This window comes from Micromonospora sp. C28ISP2-4 (assembly GCF_030519385.1).
GTDB lineage: Bacteria > Actinomycetota > Actinomycetes > Mycobacteriales > Micromonosporaceae > Micromonospora > Micromonospora tulbaghiae.
Genome location: NZ_JAUMKG010000001.1, coordinates 1,739,471 through 1,762,207, shown reverse-complemented (window position 1 = coordinate 1,762,207; position 22,737 = coordinate 1,739,471). Strand labels below are relative to the sequence as shown.

Sequence of the window (22,737 nt, the reverse complement as noted above, 5' to 3'; positions counted from 1 at the left end):
GCTCGGAGCGCCGGTGAGTCCCGCGCCCTCCTGCTCCCGACGAGCGATCGTACGCCCTCGTCCGGCGGTGCGGGAGGGAACGCGCGAACGCCCGCCCGGACGGCCGACCGGCGGGTCCGGGATGTGGACGTGTCCACACGGCCGGTGCCGCGACCGTCACCGGGGACTACGATCGACCAACCGGCCCCCGCCGCCAATGGATGTCGGCATCGCGGGTACCACACCGGGCGGCAGCCCCGCCGACACCCGATCGAGGTGATGTCCATGACCGGCACGACGCTCGACGACTACACCGACCGGTACGCCCGGCGCGTCCGCGGGATGACCGCCTCGGAGATCCGAGCGCTCTTCGCGGTGGCCAGCCGGCCGGAGGTCGTCTCGCTCGCCGGTGGGGCCCCCTACATCGCGGCGCTGCCGCTGGACGCGGTCGGCGAGATGCTCGGCCGGCTCGGCTCCGAGCACGGGGCCACCACCCTGCAGTACGGCATCGGCCAGGGCACCCTCGAACTGCGCGAGCGCATCTGCGAGGTGATGTCCCTGTCCGGGATCGACGCCTCCTGCGGCGCCTCCCCGGAGGACGTGGTGGTGACGGTCGGCGGCCAGCAGGCCCTCGACCTGGTGGCCCGACTCTTCCTGGACCCGGGTGACGTGGTGCTCGCCGAGGGCCCGACGTACGTCGGCGCGCTCGGGGTGTTCCAGGCCGCCCAGGCCCAGGTGGCTCACGTGCCGATGGACGACGAGGGGCTCATCCCGGAGGCGCTGGAGGTGGCCATCGCCGACCTGGCCCGGGCCGGGCGGCGGGTGAAGTTCCTCTACACCATCCCCACCTACCAGAACCCCGCCGGCGTCACGCTGAGCGAGGAGCGGCGCGAACGGGTGCTCGACATCTGTGAGCGCGCCGGGCTGCTCGTGGTGGAGGACGACCCGTACGGTCAGCTCGGTTTCGAAGGTGAGGCGCCCAGGCCGCTGCGGGCCCGGCGGCGCGACGGGGTCTTCTACCTGAGCACGTTCTCCAAGACGTTCGCGCCGGGCCTGCGGGTGGGCTGGATCCTGGCCCCGCACGCGGTCCGCGACAAGCTGGTCATCGCCAGCGAGGCGCAGATCCTCTGCCCGAGCGCCTACGCGCAGTCGGCCGTCTCGACGTACCTCGGCACGATGCCCTGGCGGCAGCAGCTCAAGGTCTACCGCGAGGTCTACCGCGAACGCCGGGACGCGCTCCTCGACGCGATGGCCGACCTGATGCCGGAGGGCACCACCTGGACCAGGCCGCAGGGCGGCCTGTTCGTCTGGGCGACGCTGCCCGACGGGCTCGACTCCAAGGCGATGATGCCGCGTGCGGTGGCTGCCCGCGTCGCGTACGTGCCGGGGACCGGCTTCTACGCCGACGGCACCGGCGGCGGGAACATGCGGCTGAACTTCTCCTTCCCCACGCCGGAGCGGATCCGCGAGGGTGTGCGCCGGCTGGCCGGGGTGATGGAGCAGGAGATCGCCATGCGCAAGGTCTTCGGCGCGGTCGGCGGCGCCGGCCCTCGCCGTCGCCAGGGCGGCTCGGACGCGCCCGGTCCCGACTTGGCATGATGCCCGCATGTCCGACAGCGCCGCCGCACCGCCTCCCGTGACCGGATCCGCCACCGACGAGCTGCATGTGCTCGTACTAGCGGGCGGTCTCTCCTACGAGCGGGACGTCTCACTGCGGTCGGGTCGCCGGGTGCTCGACGCGCTGCGCGCCGTCGGCGTCGACGCGGAACTGCGCGACGCCGATGTGGCGTTGCTGCCCGCCCTGACCGCCGACCCGCCGGACGCCGTGGTGATCGCCCTGCACGGCGCCACCGGCGAGGACGGCTCGCTGCGTGGCGTACTCGACCTCTGGGACGTGCCCTACGTCGGCTGCGACGCCCGGTCGTCCCGCCTCGCCTGGGACAAGCCGTCCGCCAAGGCGGTGCTGCGCGAGGCGGGCATCCCGACGCCCGACTGGGTGGCGCTGCCGCACGACCGCTTCTCCGAGCTGGGGGCCGTGGCCGTCCTGGACCGGATCGTCGACCGCCTCGGGCTGCCGCTGATGGTCAAGCCCGCGCAGGGCGGTTCCGGACTGGGCGCCGCCGTGGTCCGGGAGGCGGCGTCGCTGCCGGCCGCGATGGTGGGTTGTTTCGCGTACGACCAGACAGCGCTCGTGGAGCGCTACGTCCCCGGGATGGACGTGGCGGTCTCCGTGCTCGACCTCGGCAAGGGGCCGCAGGCCCTGCCCCCGGTCGAGATCGTGCCGCGCAACGGCGTCTACGACTACGCGGCCCGCTACACCGCCGGCCGTACCACCTGGCACGCGCCCGCCCGGCTCGACGCCGCGACGACCGCCCGGGTGACGGAGGTGGCGCTCGCCGCGCACACCGCGCTCGGCCTGCGCGACGTGTCCCGGGTCGACCTGATCGTCGACGCCGAGGGCGAGCCGCACGTGCTGGAGGTCAACGTCTCGCCGGGCATGACCGAGACGTCGCTGCTGCCGCTGGCGATCCAGGCGGCCGGGCTGGACTTCGGCCGGGTCCTCGGCACGCTCGTGACCCGGGCCGCCGCCCGCCGCTGACCTCAGCTCGCCGCGCCCGGCCGGCTGTCCGGGACGTTCTCCCGCTCGTCCCCGCCGGCCGGTGCGGTGTCCGCTCCGCTGTTCGGCGCGCTGTTCGCCGCGACGTTCGGTGCGCTGCTCTTCGCGTCGTTCGGTGCGCTGTCCTGCGCGCTGGTCGACGTGCTCTCCGGCAGCTCGCCGGCCTGCGACGCCGGGTCGGGCTCCGACGGGCCCGCAGAGGGGTCTGAGAGGTCCGCTGCCGCGTCGGACTCCGGGATCTCGTCCGCAGCCTCGATCACCGACGCGGCCTCCTCCTCAGGCTCCTCAGCGGCGATCTCCGGTGAGGGCGACGAGAGGCTCGACGGCGCCTGCCACTGGATGCGCGGCGGCTCGGCCAGCGGGCGGCCACCGAACTCGGCGAGCCACGCGGCCACCATGGCCAGGTTCTCCCGCCACTGGTCCTCGGAGATCGGCGGCAGGATCGAGTCCCACAGCGACAGGAACGTGCCCCGCAGTTGCAGTCGCCCGTACGGCCGGGCCAGGAACCACAGGTGCAGATGCGCCGAGCCGTCGCCCCACCGGTTCACGTGGACGCGGGCCACGCCGTCGAGCGAGCGGACGGCCCGCTCCAACCGCACTGTCATCACGCCCAACTCGGCGGCGAGCAGGTTCGGCAGGTCGCCCAGATCCAGGTGGGAGCGGGACTCCAGGATCAGGACCATCGGCAGTCCGGTGGGCCGGTCCATGGCGCGGACGCGCCACCGCTCACCGACCCAGATGTACGCCTCATCGGGCGCGTTGCAGGCGGTGCACTCCCGGTCCGCCTCGCCGCGGCGGGGAGGTTCGAACGGTACTGGCTCATCGAGCTGCTTGACGCGGAGATCGCCCTCGAAGGGGAAGGAGGGCCACTGGGTGAAGTCGGGAACTGAGGGAGGGGTGTCCGGCACGACGCTGACCCTAACCGAGTTGGCGACGCCTGTCCCTACCCGTTCCCCGGGCCGCGCACAGGTTGTCCACCGTGTTGTCCACAGGCTGCCGAGATCACCAGCACAGCGTGTCATGCACTGCTCAGCAAGGGTTTCGTCGCTTTGTTTCACGTGAAACGGGGCGAGCCTGTGGACAACTGCTGTGGATAACTTTCGGGGTGGTCGCGGGTTCGTTCATCCAACGATCCGGCGACCGATCCGCACCGGGGGGTGCCGGCTTCTGTTTCACGTGAAACGGTGGGTGCCGGCTCCGTGGTCGGCTCGGGTCGTCTGGCTCTCTGCCACGAGCGAGTGCGTTCCGAGGGCTGCTGGCCGGGTTGGCGGCAGACGACGATCGGTCGGGAGGAGGGGTCGGCCGGGGCGGGCGGCGAAGCGGCCGCCGCTCCGGAGGCGGTAGCGGTATCGGGACCGCGGGCCGTCGGGCGCCGAGCGGAGGCTCTGCCCTCATACCGAGCGAGCACCTGGCATCTTCGTTCGTACCCGGCGCAGCTTTTGCCGGTGCGGGAGTGACCCGCTGCAGCCGCCAGCGGTAGGCGGCCGCGGGTGCCGTTTCACGTGAAACGAATCGCCGCCGCTACCGGGCTCGAATACGCATTGGGGCTGTGGGTTCCGCAGGTATGCCCGGGGGCGAGCCACTCGTCGTTTACGGCCCGATGGAAGGCTCGTCGTACCGCCCGGTGCTTGGGGTTCCCCGGTGGGCCTGGTCCTCCGGCTCGCCACGCGCCGGGGAGGACCGGACCCACACCGTGAGGTGGGCCGAGTCGTTCCGGCGCCTATGCCCGGTAGCCCGGGTTCGTCGCTGCAGGACGGCCGGGTCAATCGGAGTGGGCGAGTTCGATTCGGCTGCCTGGCGTTGGTTGCGAGTCCCCACGCCGGCCTCGGGGACGCGTAGCCGGGTTGCCAGCGGCTGGTCCTTCCGCTCGTTGGTCCCCGGGTTCATCCGACGGACTGAGACCCGTTTCGTCCGGCAGGAGAGCCGGCCGGCGCCGACTCCGGACGCTGCCCGGCCGGGCGGCGCCGACTCCCGTCACGGAGGAGCCGCAACGGACTTCCACCGTTAGGGGCCGGCCCGCACCGCCGCCTGCTGTCGAGGCGCCTCTGCGCGACCGGAGCGGGCGGCTCGCTTCCTGATCACGCCGGCTGGTCGACTGCCGTACGTCGCAGTGGTTTCACGTGAAACGGGGAGAGGCGGCCGAGGTGCGGGGCGCTCGCGCAGTCTCCGCAGACCTCACCAGGCGGCAGGCCGAACGGTCGAACGCTCCGAGGGCGCTCGACGGCAGGCAGCCCGCAGACACAGATCCGGCCGCACCCCCTCGTCGGGCGGTGCGGCCGGATCGACAACCGGCGGAGCCGGCTACGCCTCGGGTTGCCCCTCCTCGCCGACACCGATGATGCCGACGATCCGCTCCAGGTCGTCTACGGTGGCGAACTCGATCGTGATCTTGCCCTTGCTACGGCCGATGTCGACCTTCACCCGGGTGTCGAACCGGTCGGAGAGCCGGTCCGCGAGGTCGGTCAGGGCCGGGGCGTGCGGCTTCGGTCGGCGCTTGGCTGCTGCTGTCTTCGCCGGCTCCTCGGCGAGCGCCAGGTGCACCAGTTCCTCGGCACCGCGAACGGTGATGCCCTCGCGGACGATCCGCTCCGCGAGGGCCTCCTGCGCCTCGGCGTTGTCCAGGCTGAGCAGTGCCCGGGCGTGGCCGGCGGACAGGACGCCGGCGGCGACCCGGCGCTGCACGGCGGGCGGCAGGTTCATCAGCCGGATGGTGTTGGAGATCTGCGGGCGGCTGCGGCCGATCCGCCGGGCCAGTTCCTCGTGCGTGGCGCCGAACTCCTCCAGCAGTTGCTGGTACGCGGCCGCCTCTTCGAGCGGGTTGAGGTTGGCGCGGTGGATGTTCTCCAGGAGCGCGTCCCGGAGCATCGCGTCGTCCTTGGTGTCCCGGACGATGGCGGGGATGGTCTCCCGGCCGACCGCCTGGGCGGCACGCCAGCGCCGCTCGCCCATCACGAGTTCGAACTTCTCGGGGTCGAGCTGGCGGACCACGATCGGCTGGAGGAAGCCGACCTCCTGGATCGAGGTCTTCAGCTCCTCCAGCGCCTCCTCGTCGAAGACGTGCCGGGGCTGCTTCGGGTTCGGCACAATCGCGTCGACCGGGATCTCCGCGAAGCGCGCCCCGGGCACCGGGCTGAGCTGAGGCTCCGGCTCGACGGCCGGAGACGGGGTGCTCCCGACGCTGCCCGTGATGGCAGCGGTCGCACCGGCGACCGGAGCCGACGGCGACGCGGCAGCAGCCGACGAATCCGGCTCGGCGGCAGCCGGTTCGGCCCCCGGTACCGGTCCGGTGGGGATGAGGGCGCCGAGCCCTCGGCCCAGTCCGCCGCGGGGACGGTTCTTCATGCGACGCCTCCCAGCGACATCTCCGCACTACGCATTCCGGCTCACCGGCTCCTTGACGCCTCGCTCCGCGATCTCCTGGGCGGCCTCGAAGTAACTCGTGGCCCCCCGCGAACCGGGATCGTAGGTCATCACCGACTGGCCGTAGCTCGGTGCCTCGGAGACACGCACGTTGCGGGGGATGACGGCCTGGAGAACCTTGTCTCCGAAGTGGTTCCGGACGTCCTGCTCCACCGCGTCGGCCAGCCGGGTACGCCTGTCGTACATGGTGAGCAGGATCGTGGACACCTCAAGCTTCGGGTTGAGGTGCTGACGGACCAGGTTGATGTTGTTGATCAGCTGGTTGAGGCCCTCCAGCGCGTAGTACTCGCACTGGATCGGAATCAGTACCTCCTGCGCGGCCACGAGCGCGTTGACTGTGAGCAGGCCGAGCGACGGCGGGCAGTCTATGAAGACGTAGTCGAAGTGCCCCGGGTACGCGGCGATGGCCCGCGCCAGGCGGGACTCCCGGGCCACCACGGAGACCAGCTCGATCTCGGCGCCGGCCAGGTCGATCGTGGCCGGTACGCACCACAGGTTCGGGATGCCCTCGACGGCCTGGGCCACCTCTTCGAGCGGCACGCTGTCGATCAGGCAGTCGTACACGTCGGGCACGCCCGTGTGGTGCGGGACGTTCAGACCGGTGGAGGCGTTGCCCTGGGGGTCAAGGTCGACCACGAGCACCCGGTTGCCGTGCAGCGCGAGCGCCACGGCGAGGTTCACGGTGGTGGTCGTCTTACCCACGCCGCCCTTCTGGTTGGCGACGCACATCACCCGGGTCCGGTCGGGGCGCGGCATGGTGACCTCGCCACTGGGATTCAGGATCTGCACGGCGCGCATCGCCTCCATAGCCAACGGTGGATCATCCTCTTCGCGCGTTGGGGTTTCACGTGAAACGTACGTGCTGGCGTCTACCTCGTCCCCGTACCCGTCCGCCTGTGGCGTGTCGGACGGCGCCACGGTGACCTCGGGGACGGCCTGATGCGGCACGGCCGAGACGGGCGGCTGGGGCTCGTAGCGGGTGGGTACCGCGGCGTTCGCCCGCACCGCGGGCGGGCGTGGGGTCGGTGCGTTCACCGGACCGTCGGCCGGGTCGAGCGGGTCGCGGGCCGGCGGTACGTTCGCCGGCGCCGACGAGACAGGACGTACGGGCCCGCCGACCGACGGCTCCCGTCGCGTCGACGGCTGGGCCGGGTACGGGGAGGACGGTTCGCCGGACTCGTTCACCGTCCGCTCCTGGAAGTTGGTTTCACGTGAAACGGGGTTGGCGGAGGGCTGCCCTCCTGGTCCGGTCAACCGTGGATCGTCGTACCTGCCGTCGTCATGCACCTGTCATCCCTACCCGCTCCGGATGGTCGGTCCGCGCCCGTCGAATCGCGTCCGCGCCTCGCACGGCGCCGTCGGCTCGGCGGGAACCGTCGGGTTCGGGTGCCGCCCGGCACCGCCGTTCCACACTATCGACGCGCGGTCAGCCTACGGCCGACGGGCGCGGTGGGTCCATGTCGGGTTGTGATCGATCGCGTCACGCCCACCGGTCCAACGACCGGATCGGGCGTGCGGAATGGCGTACCCGCTCAGCGGTCGCCGCGACGGCGACCGCCACGCGACCGCTTCGGCTTCTTCGGACGACGCGGGTTGACCACGCGCTCCCGGACCACCTCGATCACCGTTGCCGGGGGTTCGATCACCCCTTCACCGCAGCGATGCAGTTCCGGCGTCCCGCCGCCGAGGCGGATCACGGCCTCGGCGTGCTCGGTGATCTCGTCGGCGGCCGATGCGCCCTTGAGCGCAACCAGGCGGCCGCCGGGGGTCACGAGCGGCAGGCACCAGGAGGCGAGCCGGTCCAGCGGCGCCACCGCGCGGGCCGTCACGATGTCGGCGCTCAGCGGTTCCCGGTCACGAGAGCCGGCCGCCGCCTCCTCGGCCCGCCCACGGAACACACGGACGTCCCGGGTCAGGCCGAGACGCTGTACCGCCTCGATCAGGAAGGCGACCCGCCGAGCCAGCGGCTCGACGAGCGTCACGGTGAGGTCGGGACGCGCGATCGCCAGCACCAGACCGGGCAGCCCGGCGCCGGAGCCGACGTCGATCACACGGGCCCCCTCCGGGATGCGCTCCGCCACCACCGCGCAGTTGAGCAGGTGCCGCTCCCAGAGCCGCGGCGTCTCGCGCGGGCCGATCAGGCCGCGGACCACGCCATCGGTGGCGAGCAGTTCGGCGTACGCGGCGGCCAGGTCGAGCCGGTCGCCGAACAACGCCCGGGCGGCCTCCGCCAGTTCGGGCGGCAGCGTCGCCGACGCCGGACCGGGCACGGCACCACTGTCCACGAGGGACGGTGCGTCCTCCGTCGGCTCCGCGAAGACCGCGTCGGCCACCGCGGCCGGGTCGGCCGGCGTCACGTCCGCCGCCTGCTCACCGGAGAAGGCGGGTGTCACGTCCACCGCCGGGTCGGCGGGCTCGATCCCGGTCACCACCGCCGGCTCGGCGGAGAAGGCGGGCTCGCCGGGGTCGGTCACTGTCGGGTACGCCGGGTCGGCCGGCCCGTCCTGGTCGGAGAAGACCGGGTCGACTGTGTTGTCGGGGCGCACAGCCGACGGCCCGGGCGGCGTGCCACCCGGGCCGGTCACGGCTCCTGCCGTCGTCTCGTCGGAGATCACGGACCTCAGTCCGCCACCGGCCGGACGACGATGCGGCGGTTGGGCTCGACGCCCTCGGACTCGCTCTCCACCCCGCTCATCGCGTTCACCACGTCGTGCACGCACTTGCGCTCGAACGCGGACATCGGCTCCAGGCGCACCGGCTCACCGTGCTCCTTGACCTTCTCGACCGCGTTCTTCGCCACGGCGGCCAGCTCCTTGCGCCGGGCGGCCCGGTAGCCGCCGACGTCGAGCAGCAGCCGGCTCGGGGTGCCGGTCTGACGGAACACGGCCAGCCGCGCCAGCTCCTGGAGCGCCTCCAGGGTCGCGCCGCGCTGGCCGACCAGGTTCTGCAGCCGGCCGCCGACCACCTCGACGACCGGACGGCCGCCGGACACCAGCTCGTCGATGTCGCCGTCGTAGTCGAGGATGTCCAGCAGACCCTCGACGTAGTCGGCGGCGATCTCGCTCTGCCGGAACAGGTCGCTCTCGGCCGGGGCCTTCTTCTCCCGGGCCTCGCCCGCGGCGTCCTCGGTCTCGGTGGCGGCGGTAACGGGGGTCTCCTCGTCCAGGGACTGGTCGGCGCTGGGGGTGCTGGTCTCGGTCACGGGTCTCATCTCCGTACTCGCTCGGCCGGACCGTCGGGGGTCCGCTGGTCTCCCGGGGCCGGCGGGAGGTTCGCCGGGTGCCCTCGGGCACGTCTGTACGGGCCAGTTTCGCCCGTGTCCGCGCTCCGCGCGGCGATTCCGGCCCGGCGCCGACTCCTCGGATGGCAGCACGCGGCCGGAACGGGCCACCGCCGGCGTCGCGACGGTGGCCCCTGTGGGCTCAGCCCTGTCGCTTGGCGGGCTTGTTGCCGCCCTTCTTCGGGTTGACCGGCTTGGCGCCCGGCTTCGGGCCGGCCACCTTCGGCGCCGCGGCCGGAGCCTTCGCCGGAGGCTGGGCCGCCTTGCGGCCGAACAGGCCACCGGCCTTCGCCGGCTGCACCGGGCTCTTGCCGGAGGTGCTCTTGGCGGCGCTGGTGCTCTTCGCGGTCGGCGGCGGCGGGAACTTCCGCAGCACCCACTGCTGCTGGCCGAGCGTGAAGAGGTTGTTGGTGACCCAGTAGATGATCACACCGATCGGGAAGATCGCACCGGAGATCAGCAGCGACAGCGGGATGCCGTAGAGCATCAGCCGCTGCACCATGCGCTGCTGCGGGTCCTCGGCCCACCCGGTCTTGAGGATCATCTGACGGCTGGTCAGGTAGGTGGTGGCGATCATGATCAGCACCAGGATGCCGGCGACCACCTTGACCGTGCCGGTGCTCGCGCCCAGCCGGCTCAGTTCCTCGGCCGTGGAGCCGAACTTGCCGGAGATCGGCGCGGTGAACAGCGTCGCGTTGGAGGCGCTGTTGAACTGGTCGACGGTCCAGCCGTACAGGGTCTTGCCCTGGTTGTCGGGGCTGAGGCGGCGCAGCGTGTGGAACAGGCCCAGGAAGACCGGGATCTGGAGGAACATCGGAAGGCAGCCCATGAGCGGGTTGGCCTTTTCCTTCCGATAGAGCTCCATCATCTCCTTCTGGAGCGTCTCCCGGTCACCCTTGTGCTTCTCCTGGAGCTCCTTGACCTTCGGCTGGAGCGCCTGCATGGCACGCTGCGACTTGATCTGCTTGACGAAGACCGGGAACAGGATCACCCGGACCGTCACCACCAGGAAGACGATGGCGAGGATCCAGGCCCAGTTCGTACCGATCACGGCCCCGACCGGAACTCCGATGGCGTCCCAGGCCGAGTGCCAGGCCAGCAGGATCCACGAGATCGCGTAGTAGATCCAGTCGAGACTAAACACTCAGGCTCCAGTCACGTCGGAACGGCGGCGGTCGCCCGGCTCCGGAACCGGGTCGTGTCCACCAGGGTGGAAGGGGTGGCAGCGCGACAGCCGACGGACCGTCAGCCAGGCTCCCCGCAGCGCACCGTGCCGGGACACCGCCTCGACGGCGTAGGCACTGCACGACGGGTAGAACCGGCAGCGGGCCGGCAGTGCCGGACTTATCCACCGACGGTACGCGATGATGGGCGCCAGCAGCATGCGGGCACCGGTTGTGGGCGGCGGAGTCGCGGTCGTCGGCCCGCTCATCGCGACCGCCGTCCCCGGGGGGCCCGCGCGGCGGCGATGGCCGCGTCCAGGTCGGCCCCGAGCCGGGTGTACGTCGCGTCGGCCGATGCGGGCAGCGCGCGTACCACGAGGGTGGTGCCGGCGGGCAGCTCGGCCAGCCGCTCGCGGACCAGGTGCCGGAGCCGGCGGCGGACCTTGTTGCGGACCACCGCGCCGCCGACGGCCTTGGACACGACGAAGCCGGCGCGGCTCGGTGCGGAGGTCTCCGCACCGCTGCTCCGCGCCGGCTCCGGCGAGAGTGTCGCGGTGGTGCCGATCGGCTCGGGGAGGGTCAGGTGGACCACGACGGCGCCACGGCCGACGCGTCGGCCACCGCGAACCGCTGCGGCGAAGTCGTTACTGCGCCGCAGTCGTTGCGCGGCGGCCAGCACGACTGCCCACGTCCCCGGACCGGACCTGTCGGCCTCAGGCCGACAGGCGGGCGCGGCCCTTGGAGCGACGGGTCGAGATGATGGCGCGGCCGGCACGGGTGCGCATGCGCAGCCGGAAGCCGTGGGTCTTCGCGCGCCGGCGGTTGTTCGGCTGGTAGGTGCGCTTGCTCACGTCAGGCTCTCCGTTGTCGTACGCCCCGCGCGGCGGATCGCCCGGGGTCGTGTGCTGGTCCAGATCACCTGTCGGTGACCTCCGATCGGCGCTGCCGTGACACGCTCCCCGGCGATGCGGGGTGACAGCCACGGACAGCAAGCATCAATCACCCTAGCAGAGGGCGAGAGAGCAGCCGCTCCAGCCTACGCAGGGGCGCAATGACCGTCAAACGTCACACTCGGGCGTCCGACCTGCGGGCAAGCGCGACCGAAGGGGCGGTTTTCACTGATGTTGCCAAGGTCGTCAGGGTGTCGCCGGTTGATGCTGTGGGGTCCGCGCTGTTAGCGTGCGCGATTGCGGTCGGCGTCGGGGGTCCGGGGTTTGTCGCCGATCGGCAAGACCGGACACGCTGTTGAATCGTTCGGCACGGTGAACCCGCTTCAACGCCTCCGTGGATCGAGGGGGGCAGGTCCGACCCGCGTCCGGTGGGCGGCCACAATCGGTCGGTACACAGGCTGTGGATAACTTGTGGATGACGACCGGTCAGCCGTCCGGGCGGGCGTGAGAAGGAGCAGGCGAGGGGGTGGCACGACGGTGACCGGAGCGACCGACCTTGCCGCGGTGTGGACGGCGACCACCGACGAACTCGCCGACGAGATCATCTCCGCGCAGCAACGGGCGTACCTCCGGCTCACCCGGCTGCGGGCGATCGTCGAGGACACCGCTCTGCTCTCGGTGCCGGACGCCTTCACCCGGGACGTGATCGAATCCCGGCTCCGTCCGGCCATCACCGAGGCGTTGAGCCGCCGGCTCGGCCGACCGATCCAGGTGGCGGTCACCGTACGGGTCGCCGACGACCCGGGTGCCCGCCCGGCGGGCACCGTCTACCGCAGCAGCCCCGAGCCGCTGCCCGAGCACGACGGCGCCGCCCCGCTGCCCGGCTTCGACCAGCCCGGCCCGCACACGTCCGCCCCGGCCTTCCCGTCGCCCCGCCCGGAATCCGGGTACGCCGAGGCCCGCCCCGAGCCCGGGTATGCCGAGGCCCGCCCCGAGCCCGGGTACGCCGATCGGCGTCCGGAGCAGCCGCTCGACGAGCCGGCACCGCGCCAGCGGAGCGCCGACGGCGGCCGCCCGCACCTGATCCCGGCCGGCCGGGACGCGCAGGACACGCTCTTCAGCGCCGCGTTCGCCGAGCCGGTACGCACCGCGCCCGAGCGCCGCGCCTTCGACGAACGCACCCGGGTCGAGCCATCGGTGCCCGACGCCGGCGGATACGAGCCCCGCTACCGGGAGAGCCCGCCCGCCGACCCCGCGCCGATGCGCGGCCTGCCCCGCGACGGCGCCACCGACAACGGCCCCGGCCGCAGTGGCGCCGACCACCACCGCCCCGGCGGCGGCCAGGCCGACCGCAGGCTCCCCGGCGGTACGGAGAGCGGCGGCAACCGGCTCAACCCGAAGTACATGTTCGAGACGTTCGTCATCGGCTCGTCCAACCGGTTCGCGCACGCCGCGAGCGTGGCGGTGGCCGAGTCGCCGGCCAAGGCGTACAACCCGCTGTTCATCTACGGCAGCTCGGGGCTGGGCAAGACCCACCTGCTGCACGCCATCGGGCACTACGCCACGACGCTCGGCAACGCGCGCTCGGTCCGGTACGTCTCGACCGAGGAATTCACCAACGACTTCATCAACTCGCTGCGTGACGACAAGACGAGCGCGTTCCAGCGCCGCTACCGCGACGTGGACATCCTCCTCATCGACGACATCCAGTTCCTGGAGAACCGGGAGCGGACGCAGGAGGAGTTCTTCCACACCTTCAACACGCTGCACAACGCGAACAAGCAGATCGTGATCACGTCCGACCGCTCGCCGAAGCAACTGGCGACGCTGGAGGACCGCCTGCGTACGCGCTTCGAGTGGGGCCTGCTCGCCGACATCCAGCCGCCGGACCTGGAGACACGCATCGCGATCCTCCAGAAGAAGGCGGCGCAGGAGCGGCTGTTCGCTCCGCCGGACGTCCTGGAGTTCATCGCGTCCCGGGTGTCGAACTCGATCCGCGAACTGGAGGGGGCGCTGATCCGCGTCACCGCCTTCGCCAGCCTCACGCGTTCTTCGGTCGAGCTGTCGCTGGCCGAGGAGGTGCTGCGGGACTTCATCCCGGACGGCGCCGGCCCGGAGATCACCGCGGACCAGATCATGGTGTCCACTGCCGACTACTTCGGCGTGAGCCTGGAGGACCTGCGCGGCCACTCCCGCTCCCGGGTGCTGGTGAACGCGCGCCAGGTCGCCATGTACCTGTGCCGCGAGCTGACCGACCTGTCACTGCCCCGGATCGGGCAGGCGTTCGGCGGCCGGGACCACACGACGGTGATGCACGCGGACCGCAAGATCCGGCAGCAGATGGCGGAGCGGCGCTCGCTCTACAACCAGATCGCCGAGCTGACGAACCGCATCAAGCAGAACACCTGACCCACCCTCCGTTCGCGCCGCCCCGCCCGCCGGCGGTGATCAAGGAGTTTGTGTGCGCGAGACACGTCATCCCCGCCCCGAACTCCTTGGTCAACAAGGCGAGGGCGGCAGTGGGTGTCGCCAGCTCGGAATCGGGCCGGAGTCTCGCTGGCTCCAGGAGCGACCCGGCCGCCACGGACTCCATCGCAGATCTTGGAAGCTCGACGCCCCCATAGGGGCCGCTTCTTACCAAGATCTCTTCAGGGCCTGGGCGCCGAGTCGCGCGGCGGTCCGATCCGGGCACCGCGGAGGGCCGGGCAGCCGGGCGCCGTTGCAGCCGGGACTCGTGCGGGGACCGCTCGGCCCGTGGGCATGGTCCGGCCCGCACCACGGCGCCCCACCCGTCACCACTGTCCCGCCGCGACCCGCCGTCCTCTCCGTCGATCATGAGGTTGACGGCGACGAAACGGACACCAGACGCCGTCAACTTCATGATCGACGGGGCCAGGGTGGGTGTGGTCGGCGGGTGGCAACTAGCCGACAGCGGCAACGGTTGACCCTCGACCCGGTGGAGGGCCCAGGATCGGTCGTGTGTTCGTCCACAGCTCGTACCCGTTGTCCACAGCCCCTGTGTCACAGGCGGTGGACAACCACGCTCCGCACCCGGCCGGTTACCCACAGACTGTGGACAACTCCTGGGGACGAAGCTGTGGATGCCTGGGGATGACGATCACGTTGTCCCCAGACGGCGGTCCGCCTGTGGGCGGGCTGTTGAAGGTTCTGGGGATGACGGCTGTGTGCCCGGCCGGCGTTGTCCACAGCGCTGGGGAGAAAACCAGTGGATTACCGGTGGACAACCGGTGGACAGCCGTGGAAAACCCGGCGGCCGGCGAGGGCTGTGGACCGGGACACGAGTTATACCCCTGGTTCTCCACAGCCAAACCACCGGTGGATAACGTGTCTGACCTGCGCAGACGGGAGTTCTCCACAGTTTGCACAGGTGCGATGAAGACGATGAGTTATCTCTTCTAAACAACAAAAACCAATCATCACCGTTGGACTTCCTGTGGATCGGGCCGAAGCACTGCCGTCGGCAGTCGCCCCGGCACCTGGATCCACGGGGTCGGGCGCACAGCCGATGCCCCAGCGCCTTAAGGTGCGATGGGTACCCGCACGGTCGGGCGGGACGGGTGGCAGCGGTCGGCATGAGAGAGTTGTCGCTGACGTCGACGCGGAGGCATTGATGAAGTTCCGAGTGGAGCGCGACGCGCTCGCCGAGGCGGTCGCGTGGACCGCCAAGAGCCTGCCCAACCGACCCTCCGTACCGGTGCTGGCCGGGGTGATGCTCCGGGTCACCGACGGCAACCTCCAGGTCTCCGGCTTCGACTACGAGGTCTCCAGCCAGGTGACGGTCGAGGTGCAGGGTGACGCGGACGGCGCCGCCCTGGTCTCCGGCCGCCTGCTCGCCGAGATCACCAAGGCCCTGCCGGCCAAGCCGGTGGACATCGCCGCCGTCGGCGCCCACCTCGAACTGGTCTGCGGCAGCGCCCGGTTCACGCTGCCCACCATGCCGGTGGAGGACTACCCGACGCTGCCGGAGATGCCCGAGAGCGCCGGCACCGTCGACGCTGCCGCATTCGCCTCCGCAGTGGCCCAGGTGGCAGTTGCCGCCGGCCGCGACGAGACGCTGCCGATGATGACCGGCGTCCGGATCGAGCTGAGCGGCAGCACGATGGCCATGCTGGCGACGGACCGCTACCGGCTCGCGCTGCGCGAGATGGAGTGGAACCCGGACGACCCGGAGATCAGCCTCAACGCGCTGGTGCCGGCCCGTACGCTGCACGACACCGCGAAGGCGCTCGGCCCGCTCGGCGGCCACGTCACCATGGCGCTCTCCTCCGGCGGTGCCGGTGAGGGCATGATCGGCTTCTCCGGTGGCACCCGCCGGACCACCAGCCGGCTGCTCGACGGCGCCAACTACCCGCCGGTGCGCTCGCTGTTCCCGGCCGACCACAACGCCGAGGCGCGCGTCGCCGTCTCCTCGCTCATCGAGGTGGTCAAGCGCGTCGCGCTGGTCGCCGAGCGCACCACCCCGGTCCTGCTCAGCTTCAGCGCCGACGGTCTCGTGGTCGAGGCGGGCGGCACCGAGGAGGCCCGGGCCAGCGAGGCCATGGAGGCCACCTTCAGCGGCGAACCGCTGACCATCGGGTTCAACCCGCAGTACCTCATCGACGGTCTGGCCAACCTGGGCGCGCAGCACGCCCTGCTCCGGTTCGTCGACGCGTTCAAGCCCGCGGTCATCTCCCCGGCCGGCGAGGATGGCGAGGTCATCCCGGGGTACCGGTACCTCATCATGCCGATCCGCGTGTCCCGCTGATCGCAGGCAGCACGACCCTGACGTACGGAGGTAGGAGCAGATGCAGCTCGGCCTGGTAGGACTCGGCCGCATGGGCGGCAACATGCGGGAGCGGTTGCGCGCCGCCGGGCACGAGGTGGTCGGCTACGACCACAACCCGGAGATCAGCGACGCCGCGAGCCTGGCCGAGCTTGCCGAGAAGCTCCAGTCGCCCCGCGCGGTCTGGGTCATGGTTCCGGCCGGCGTCACCGACGCCACCATCGACGAGCTCGCCGGTGTGCTCGGCGAGGGCGACATCATCATCGACGGCGGCAACTCCCGCTTCAGCGACGACGCCCCGCGCGCCGAGCGGCTGAACGAGCAGGGCATCGGCTACATCGACGTCGGCGTCTCCGGCGGCGTCTGGGGCCGGCAGAACGGGTACGCGCTGATGGTCGGCGGCGCGCAGGAGCACGTCGAGCGCCTGATGCCGATCTTCGAGGCGCTCAAGCCCGAGGGCGAGTTCGGCTTCGTGCACGCCGGCCCGGTCGGCGCCGGCCACTACGCCAAGATGGTGCACAACGGCATCGAGTACGGCCTGATGCACGCGTACGCCGAGGGCTACGAGCTGCTGGCCGCCTCGGAGCTGGTGACCAACGTGCCCGGCGTGTTCAAGTCGTGGCGCGAGGGCACTGTGGTCCGGTCCTGGCTGCTCGACCTGCTGGACCGGGCACTGGACGAGGACCCGGAGCTGGCCGAGCTGAGCGGCTACACCGAGGACACCGGCGAGGGCCGGTGGACCGTTGACGAGGCGGTCCGGCTCGCCGTGCCGCTCAACGTCATCACCGCGTCGCTCTTCGCCCGGTTCGCCTCCCGGCAGGACGACTCGCCCGCGATGAAGGCCGTCGCCGCGCTGCGCCAGCAGTTCGGCGGCCACGCCGTCCACAAGCGCTGACCGGTATCCACAGGCTGTGTACGTCCGCCGGCTCGAACTGGTCGACTTCCGCTCCTACGAGCGCGTCGGCGTCGACCTGGAGCCGGGTCCGAACGTGCTCGTCGGCGCCAACGGCGTCGGCAAGACCAACCTGGTCGAGGCGCTCGGCTACGTGGCGACCCTGGACTCGCACCGGGTCGCCACGGACGCCCCGCTGGTGCGGATGGGCGCCGCCTCGGCGGTGATCCGCTGCGCTGTGGTACACGAGGGCCGGGAGCTGCTGGTCGAGCTGGAGATCGTCCCGGGCAAGGCCAACCGGGCCCGGCTCGGCCGGTCCCCGGCCCGGCGCGCCCGGGACGTGCTCGGCGCGCTGCGCCTGGTGCTGTTCGCGCCGGAGGACCTGGAACTGGTCCGCGGCGACCCGGCCGAACGCCGCCGCTACCTGGACGACCTGCTGGTCACCCGCCAGCCCCGCTACGCCGGGGTACGCGCCGACTACGAGCGCGTGGTCAAGCAACGCAACGCGCTGCTGCGTACCTCGTACCTCGCTCGCAAGACCGGTGGCACACGCGGCGGTGACCTGTCGACGCTGGCCGTGTGGGACGCGCATCTGGCGCAGCACGGCGCGGACCTGCTCGCCGGCCGCCTGGAGCTGGTCGCCGCGCTGACCCCGCACGTCGCGAAGGCGTACGACGCGGTGGCCGCCGGCCGCGGCGCGGCGGGCATCGCGTACCGGCCCTCGGTCGAGTTGCCCGAACCCGGTGCCGACCGCGCGGCGCTGGCGGAGGCGCTCGCCGCCGCGCTGACCGCGAACCGGGCCGCCGAGATCGAGCGCGGCACCACGCTCGTCGGCCCGCACCGCGACGACCTGGCGCTGACGCTCGGCCCGCTGCCCGCAAAGGGGTACGCGAGCCACGGCGAGTCCTGGTCGTACGCGCTGGCGCTGCGGCTGGCCGGGTACGACCTGCTGCGCGCCGACGGGATCGAGCCGGTGCTGGTGCTCGACGACGTCTTCGCCGAGCTGGACACCGGCCGGCGGGAACGGCTGGCCGAGCTGGTCGGCGGCGCGAGTCAGCTCCTGGTCACCTGTGCCGTGGACGACGACGTGCCGGCGACGCTGCGCGGCACCCGGTACGCGGTGGGCGAGGGGACGGTGCGACGTGCCGGATGACGAGGTGCAGCTCCCGCCCGCGCGGCTGGGGCCGGGACGCGACGCGCGTACCCCGGGAAAGCCTTCGGACGGCGAGCCGGCCGCGAACCTGCCGGACGGCACGACCGGGCCGGAACTGGCCCGGGCGGTGCTCGACGCGGCGAAGGCCCGGCGTCAGGCGGCGGCGCCCCGGCGGCGCGGCGCGGTCCGCGGCGACGGCGAGAAGCGGCTGCGCGGCTACTCCGGCCCGGGGCCGGACCCGCGCGATCCGCAGCCGCTCGGCGCGGTGCTGGACAAGTTGATGAAGGCGCGCGGCTGGCAGCAGCCGGTCGCCGAGGCGACGGTGTTCGGCGCGTGGGAGAAGGTGGTCGGCGCGGAGGTCGCGCAGCACAGCCGCCCGGTCAAGCTGGAGGACGGCGAGCTGACCGTGGAGGCCCGCTCGACGGCCTGGGCCACCCAGCTGCGCCTGCTGGCGGGCTCGCTGTTGCAGCAGATCGCCCGGGAGGTCGGCCACAACGTGGTGCGCAAGCTGCACATCCACGGGCCGGCGGCGCCGTCGTGGTCGCGCGGCCCTCGACGGGTACGCGGTCGCGGCCCCCGCGACACCTACGGCTGACCGACGCCGCCCGAACGCCGCGCCTCACGCCGGGCGCGCTTGAGTTCGCGCTGCTCGCGGCTCCACTGCTTGCGGCGTTCCAGGTCCTGCTTCCAGGCCTCGCGGGCCAGCTGCGAGCCGCCCTGCACCGCGCCCTGCACCTGGGACGGGCCGGCGAGGTTGCGGAACACCCAGCCCAACAGGCGGCCACCCTTGCCGGAGGCGTCGCCCACCTGCTCGTCGTCGCTCATCCCGCCGCCCTCTCCCTGTTTTGCGTGCAAACCATTGGTACACCAATCATTGCTACGATCGCAACGACGACGAGGAGGACAACGGTGACCGACGGCATCGAGGAGGACCCGCTGGCGCTGGAGCAGCAGGTCTGCTTCGCGCTCTCAGTCGCCGCCCGGAGCGTCGTCGCGGTCTACCGGCCGCTGCTGGAGCCGATGGGGCTCACCCATCCGCAATATCTGGTCATGCTGGCGCTCTGGCAGCACGCGCCGCTGTCCGGGCGAGACCTGAGCCGGCTGCTCCAGCTCGACCCGGGCACGCTGTCACCACTGCTCAAGCGACTGGAGGCGGCCGGCTACATCCGGCGGGAGCGGGACGCCGCCGACGAACGCAGCCTGGCCGTCTCGCTCACCGCCGCCGGGAAGGCGCTGCGGGCGCAGGCCGAGCGGATTCCGCCGGCCGTCGTGCAGCGCCTCGGCCTGCCGCTGGCCGACCTGCGGCACCTGCACTCGGCGCTGACCGAGGTGATCGCGGCGGCCAACCGGGCCACGTCTTCTCCCGGCGCTGCGGCGCCCGGTCAGGCGTCGGCGTAGACCGCGAAGCCCCGCTCGGCGCAGCGCCGGTAGAAGGCCGCGAGCACGCTCAGCTCGGCGCAGGTGAAGTTCCACTGCGGCGGTTCGCCGCTCTCGTCCCGCAGCCGGTCCAGCCGGGTGTCCAGCCAGCGGAGCTGCTGCTCGGCCAGCCGGCCGTCGCCGAGCAGCGCGCGCAGCACCTCGCTCACCGACTCGAACGTGACCGACTCGCCGTACGGCCGGTGCCGGGCGACGAACTTCTCCACGCCCTCGGCGATCCAGGAGCAGCCGTCCGGGTCGATCACCGGGTCCTCGTCCTCGACCGCGTTCTCTGTGGCGTAGAGCACATTCTCCAGCCCGAGGATCAGGTCGACCAACTCGGTGTACGCGGTCGCCCGTACCGTGCCGGTCTTCGCGATCAGCTCGGCGAGCGCCGCGGTCGGCGCGGAGATCCGGGGCATGTCCACGATCTCGCCGAAGTCCACGAACTCAGCCGGCGCGACCGGGTCGTAGAAGCGGCCGGTCCGCGGCCAGTGCACCGCGACGTTGTCCAGCCCCATCTGGCGTCACCTCTCACCAAGCGTTTTCGGACCATCTCCGACGATCGTCCCGGTTCCGGGCGCAAAAGATCAAGACCGCAACGGCGGCGCCGCAAAAGCTACGGCACGCCGGGCCGGGCCGCGACCCCCGGTCGGGGCAGCCGCCGATCACCGGTCGGATGACCGTCGCGGCTCACGGTGGCCGGTGGCGCGGCACCGCCCCGATGGCGTGTAGGGGGAGTCGTGGGCGGCGCGGTTCGTCCGGCTACGGCATTCTCAGCCGCCTCGGAGAGGGTGCCGAGTGGCGGTTTGGTCGGCTCCGCACAGTAAGATTGGGGACGAGACGAAAGACCCGAGACGGAGCGACGGACAGGGGCCCGGTGGGCCCTCGATCATAGTCCCGCATCGGGTCCGAGCCGATCGCGATCCGCGGGCAACCGCGGCGCCCGGCGCGCATGACCCGACCTGGCGATCCCAGGGGCGGTCCGTGCGCGCCGACGTCGCGTCCTGTCCGCCGAACCCGCGCCCCCGCGCCCACGCGCGGCCGGTGCGAGAAAGTGGCCGAGGGTGGCAGCGGAGGACAACAAGAAGTACGGCGCCGAGTCCATCACCGTTCTCGAGGGCCTGGAAGCGGTCCGGAAGCGGCCCGGTATGTACATCGGGTCCACCGGCGAGCGCGGTCTGCACCACCTGGTGTGGGAGGTCGTCGACAACGCGGTGGACGAGGCGCTGGCCGGGCACTGCGACACCATCGACGTGGTGCTGCTGGCCGACGGCGGTGTCCGGGTGACCGACAACGGCCGTGGCTTCCCGGTCGACCTGCACCCCAAGCTGAAGAAGCCGGGTGTCGAGGTCGCCCTGACCGTGCTGCACGCGGGCGGCAAGTTCGACGGCAAGGCGTACGCGGTCTCCGGCGGCCTGCACGGCGTCGGCGTCTCCGTGGTGAACGCGCTGTCCACCCGGATGGCCGTGGAGATCCACAAGGACGGCTTCGTCTGGCGCCAGCGGTACGACCACTCCAAGCCGACGCCGCTGGAGAAGGGCGAGGCGACCGACCGCACGGGTTCGGCCGTCTCCTTCTGGCCCGACCCGGACGTCTTCGAGACCGTCGACTTCGACTTCCACACCATCTACCGGCGCCTGCAGGAGATGGCCTTCCTCACCCGGGGTCTGACCATCCACCTGCTCGACGAGCGGGTCCCGGAGGACGAGGACGGCAAGACCCGCGAGGTCACCTTCCACTACGAGGGCGGCATCGCCGACTTCGTCCGGCACCTCAACGCCTCCAAGAGCCCGATCCACAAGACGGTGGTCGAGTTCGGTGCCGAGGAGACGGGCATGTCGGTCGAGATCGCCATGCAGTGGAACGAGTCGTACGGCGAGTCGGTCTACACCTTCGCCAACAACATCAACACTCACGAGGGCGGCACCCACGAGGAGGGCTTCCGGGCCGCGCTGACGAGCGTCGTCAACCGCTACGGCGCCGAGAAGAAGCTGCTCAAGGGCGACGAGCGCCTCTCGGGTGAGGACATCCGCGAGGGCCTGGCCGCGATCATCTCGGTCAAGCTCACCGACCCGCAGTTCGAGGGTCAGACCAAGACCAAGCTGGGCAACACCCCGGTCAAGGGCTTCGTGCAGCGGGTCTGCAACGAGTCGCTCGTCGACTGGTTCGACCGCAACCCGGCCGAGGCGAAGATCATCATCCAGAAGGCGTCCCAGGCGGCGCGGGCCCGGATCGCCGCCCAGCAGGCGCGCAAGCTCGCCCGGCGCAAGTCGCTGCTGGAGTCCGGCTCGATGCCCGGCAAGCTGGCCGACTGCCAGTCCACCGACCCGCGCGAGTCCGAGGTCTTCATCGTCGAGGGCGACTCGGCCGGCGGCTCGGCCAAGCAGGGCCGCGACCCGCGCGTCCAGGCGATCCTGCCGATCCGCGGCAAGATCCTCAACGTCGAGAAGGCCCGGATCGACCGGGTGCTCAAGAACGCCGAGGTGCAGGCGCTGATCACGGCGCTCGGCACCGGCATCCACGACGACTTCGACATCGAGAAGCTGCGCTACCACAAGATCGTGCTGATGGCGGACGCCGACGTCGACGGCCAGCACATCCAGACGCTGCTGCTCACCCTGCTGTTCCGGTTCATGCGGCCGCTGGTCGAGCTGGGCCACGTCTACCTGGCCGCCCCGCCGCTCTACAAGATCAAGTGGAACAAGAAGGGCGACGACGCCCAGTACGCGTACTCGGACCGCGAGCGCGACGGGCTGATCGCCCTGCGCCAGCAGAAGAAGCCCAACGCCCGCCCGGACGACATCCAGCGGTTCAAGGGTCTCGGCGAGATGAACTACCCCGAACTGTGGGAGACCACGATGAACCCGGCCACGCGTACGCTGCGCCAGGTCACGCTCGACGACGCCGCCACCGCGGACGAGCTGTTCAGCGTCCTGATGGGCGAGGACGTCGAGGCCCGCCGGTCGTTCATCCAGCGCAACGCCAAGGACGTGCGGTTCCTGGACATCTGACGGACGCGCCCGGGCCGGCCGGACATCCACCGGCCGGCCCGGCGGTCCACAGAGTTATCCACAGTCTGGCCGCTTTCCACAGCCGTTATCCACAGCGAGACCACGACTCTGAGTCTGATAAGGGTTAACA

The 22,737-nt window shown here is 71.6% G+C and carries 20 protein-coding genes; 9 read left to right on the top strand and 11 right to left on the bottom strand.

The window, feature by feature from the left end; translation table 11 throughout:
- Positions 1 to 264 precede the first annotated feature (264 nt).
- Positions 265 to 1,578, top strand: coding sequence for a PLP-dependent aminotransferase family protein (locus Q3W68_RS08550; protein WP_302904892.1), 1,314 nt, complete (start codon positions 265 to 267; stop codon positions 1,576 to 1,578).
- Between the two features lie 7 nt (positions 1,579 to 1,585).
- Positions 1,586 to 2,578, top strand: a complete 993-nt coding sequence (locus Q3W68_RS08545) for a D-alanine--D-alanine ligase (protein ID WP_302904891.1) — start codon at positions 1,586 to 1,588, stop codon at positions 2,576 to 2,578.
- Positions 2,579 to 2,580: 2 nt separating this feature from the next.
- Here Q3W68_RS08545 and Q3W68_RS08540 read toward each other — a convergent pair whose 3' ends face one another.
- The 9 genes from Q3W68_RS08540 to rpmH form a co-directional block, all read right to left on the bottom strand.
- Positions 2,581 to 3,504, bottom strand: coding sequence for a hypothetical protein (locus Q3W68_RS08540; protein ID WP_302904890.1), 924 nt, complete (start codon positions 3,502 to 3,504; stop codon positions 2,581 to 2,583).
- Positions 3,505 to 4,897: 1,393 nt separating this feature from the next.
- Positions 4,898 to 5,938: a ParB/RepB/Spo0J family partition protein gene (locus Q3W68_RS08535; RefSeq protein ID WP_302904889.1), complete on the bottom strand. Its 1,041-nt coding sequence runs from the start codon at positions 5,936 to 5,938 to the stop codon at positions 4,898 to 4,900.
- Positions 5,939 to 5,965: 27 nt separating this feature from the next.
- On the bottom strand, positions 5,966 to 7,303 hold the full coding sequence (locus Q3W68_RS08530; RefSeq protein ID WP_302904888.1) for a ParA family protein: 1,338 nt from the start codon (positions 7,301 to 7,303) through the stop codon (positions 5,966 to 5,968).
- 245 nt (positions 7,304 to 7,548) lie between these two features.
- Positions 7,549 to 8,286: a 16S rRNA (guanine(527)-N(7))-methyltransferase RsmG gene (rsmG, locus tag Q3W68_RS08525; RefSeq protein ID WP_302904991.1), complete on the bottom strand. Its 738-nt coding sequence runs from the start codon at positions 8,284 to 8,286 to the stop codon at positions 7,549 to 7,551.
- Between the two features lie 350 nt (positions 8,287 to 8,636).
- A complete protein-coding gene (locus tag Q3W68_RS08520; RefSeq protein ID WP_302904887.1) occupies positions 8,637 to 9,227 on the bottom strand; it encodes a R3H domain-containing nucleic acid-binding protein in 591 nt (196 codons plus the stop codon).
- 211 nt (positions 9,228 to 9,438) lie between these two features.
- Complete coding sequence (gene yidC / locus Q3W68_RS08515) at positions 9,439 to 10,440, bottom strand: membrane protein insertase YidC (protein ID WP_302904886.1); 1,002 nt, start codon at positions 10,438 to 10,440, stop codon at positions 9,439 to 9,441.
- The gene (gene yidD, locus Q3W68_RS08510) at positions 10,441 to 10,680 is read right to left on the bottom strand and encodes a membrane protein insertion efficiency factor YidD (protein WP_013477538.1); all 240 of its coding nucleotides are present in this window, start codon (positions 10,678 to 10,680) and stop codon (positions 10,441 to 10,443) included.
- 44 nt (positions 10,681 to 10,724) lie between these two features.
- Positions 10,725 to 11,138: a ribonuclease P protein component gene (gene rnpA, locus Q3W68_RS08505; protein ID WP_302904885.1), complete on the bottom strand. Its 414-nt coding sequence runs from the start codon at positions 11,136 to 11,138 to the stop codon at positions 10,725 to 10,727.
- Positions 11,139 to 11,172: 34 nt separating this feature from the next.
- A complete protein-coding gene (gene rpmH / locus Q3W68_RS08500; RefSeq protein WP_013289388.1) occupies positions 11,173 to 11,310 on the bottom strand; it encodes a 50S ribosomal protein L34 in 138 nt (45 codons plus the stop codon).
- Positions 11,311 to 11,886: 576 nt separating this feature from the next.
- On the opposite strand from rpmH, the gene dnaA reads away from it, so the two are divergent.
- The 5 genes from dnaA to Q3W68_RS08475 all read left to right on the top strand — a co-directional run bounded on the left by dnaA (position 11,887) and on the right by Q3W68_RS08475 (position 18,772).
- Positions 11,887 to 13,758 (top strand): chromosomal replication initiator protein DnaA, encoded by a 1,872-nt coding sequence (dnaA, locus tag Q3W68_RS08495; protein ID WP_302904884.1) that lies wholly within the window; start codon positions 11,887 to 11,889, stop codon positions 13,756 to 13,758.
- Between the two features lie 1,222 nt (positions 13,759 to 14,980).
- Positions 14,981 to 16,114 (top strand): DNA polymerase III subunit beta, encoded by a 1,134-nt coding sequence (gene dnaN, locus Q3W68_RS08490; protein WP_194800281.1) that lies wholly within the window; start codon positions 14,981 to 14,983, stop codon positions 16,112 to 16,114.
- 40 nt (positions 16,115 to 16,154) lie between these two features.
- Entirely contained in the window at positions 16,155 to 17,027 is an 873-nt protein-coding gene (gnd, locus tag Q3W68_RS08485) for a phosphogluconate dehydrogenase (NAD(+)-dependent, decarboxylating) (protein ID WP_269703327.1), read from the top strand.
- Positions 17,028 to 17,043: 16 nt separating this feature from the next.
- Positions 17,044 to 18,177 carry a DNA replication/repair protein RecF gene (recF, locus tag Q3W68_RS08480; RefSeq protein WP_030269563.1) on the top strand — a complete coding sequence of 378 codons (1,134 nt, stop codon included), beginning with the start codon at positions 17,044 to 17,046 and terminating at the stop codon, positions 18,175 to 18,177.
- Positions 18,178 to 18,265: 88 nt separating this feature from the next.
- Positions 18,266 to 18,772, top strand: a complete 507-nt coding sequence (locus tag Q3W68_RS08475; RefSeq protein WP_302904990.1) for a DUF721 domain-containing protein — start codon at positions 18,266 to 18,268, stop codon at positions 18,770 to 18,772.
- Here Q3W68_RS08475 and Q3W68_RS08470 read toward each other — a convergent pair.
- Positions 18,763 to 19,002, bottom strand: a complete 240-nt coding sequence (locus tag Q3W68_RS08470) for a hypothetical protein (protein WP_216927903.1) — start codon at positions 19,000 to 19,002, stop codon at positions 18,763 to 18,765. The genes Q3W68_RS08475 and Q3W68_RS08470 overlap by 10 nt on opposite strands.
- A gap of 84 nt (positions 19,003 to 19,086) precedes the next feature.
- Here Q3W68_RS08470 and Q3W68_RS08465 point away from each other — a divergent pair, with 84 nt between their 5' ends.
- Positions 19,087 to 19,575 carry a MarR family winged helix-turn-helix transcriptional regulator gene (locus tag Q3W68_RS08465; protein ID WP_302904883.1) on the top strand — a complete coding sequence of 163 codons (489 nt, stop codon included), beginning with the start codon at positions 19,087 to 19,089 and terminating at the stop codon, positions 19,573 to 19,575.
- Here the strand turns inward: Q3W68_RS08465 and Q3W68_RS08460 are convergent.
- The gene (locus Q3W68_RS08460) at positions 19,560 to 20,114 is read right to left on the bottom strand and encodes a hypothetical protein (protein ID WP_302904882.1); all 555 of its coding nucleotides are present in this window, start codon (positions 20,112 to 20,114) and stop codon (positions 19,560 to 19,562) included. The genes Q3W68_RS08465 and Q3W68_RS08460 overlap by 16 nt on opposite strands.
- A gap of 546 nt (positions 20,115 to 20,660) precedes the next feature.
- Between Q3W68_RS08460 and gyrB the strand changes: the two genes are divergently transcribed.
- On the top strand, positions 20,661 to 22,607 hold the full coding sequence (gene gyrB / locus Q3W68_RS08455) for a DNA topoisomerase (ATP-hydrolyzing) subunit B (RefSeq protein ID WP_302904881.1): 1,947 nt from the start codon (positions 20,661 to 20,663) through the stop codon (positions 22,605 to 22,607).
- Positions 22,608 to 22,737 lie beyond the last annotated feature (130 nt).

Coding starts and splice junctions, on each gene's coding strand:
- Q3W68_RS08550 (WP_302904892.1), top strand. CDS start 265: ATGACCGGCACGACGCTCGACGACTACACCGACCGGTACGCCCGGCGC.
- Q3W68_RS08545 (WP_302904891.1), top strand. CDS start 1,586: ATGTCCGACAGCGCCGCCGCACCGCCTCCCGTGACCGGATCCGCCACC.
- Q3W68_RS08535 (WP_302904889.1), bottom strand. CDS start 5,938: ATGAAGAACCGTCCCCGCGGCGGACTGGGCCGAGGGCTCGGCGCCCTC.
- Q3W68_RS08520 (WP_302904887.1), bottom strand. CDS start 9,227: ATGAGACCCGTGACCGAGACCAGCACCCCCAGCGCCGACCAGTCCCTG.
- yidD (WP_013477538.1), bottom strand. CDS start 10,680: ATGCTGCTGGCGCCCATCATCGCGTACCGTCGGTGGATAAGTCCGGCA.
- dnaN (WP_194800281.1), top strand. CDS start 14,981: ATGAAGTTCCGAGTGGAGCGCGACGCGCTCGCCGAGGCGGTCGCGTGG.
- gnd (WP_269703327.1), top strand. CDS start 16,155: ATGCAGCTCGGCCTGGTAGGACTCGGCCGCATGGGCGGCAACATGCGG.
- Q3W68_RS08470 (WP_216927903.1), bottom strand. CDS start 19,002: ATGAGCGACGACGAGCAGGTGGGCGACGCCTCCGGCAAGGGTGGCCGC.
- Q3W68_RS08460 (WP_302904882.1), bottom strand. CDS start 20,114: ATGGGGCTGGACAACGTCGCGGTGCACTGGCCGCGGACCGGCCGCTTC.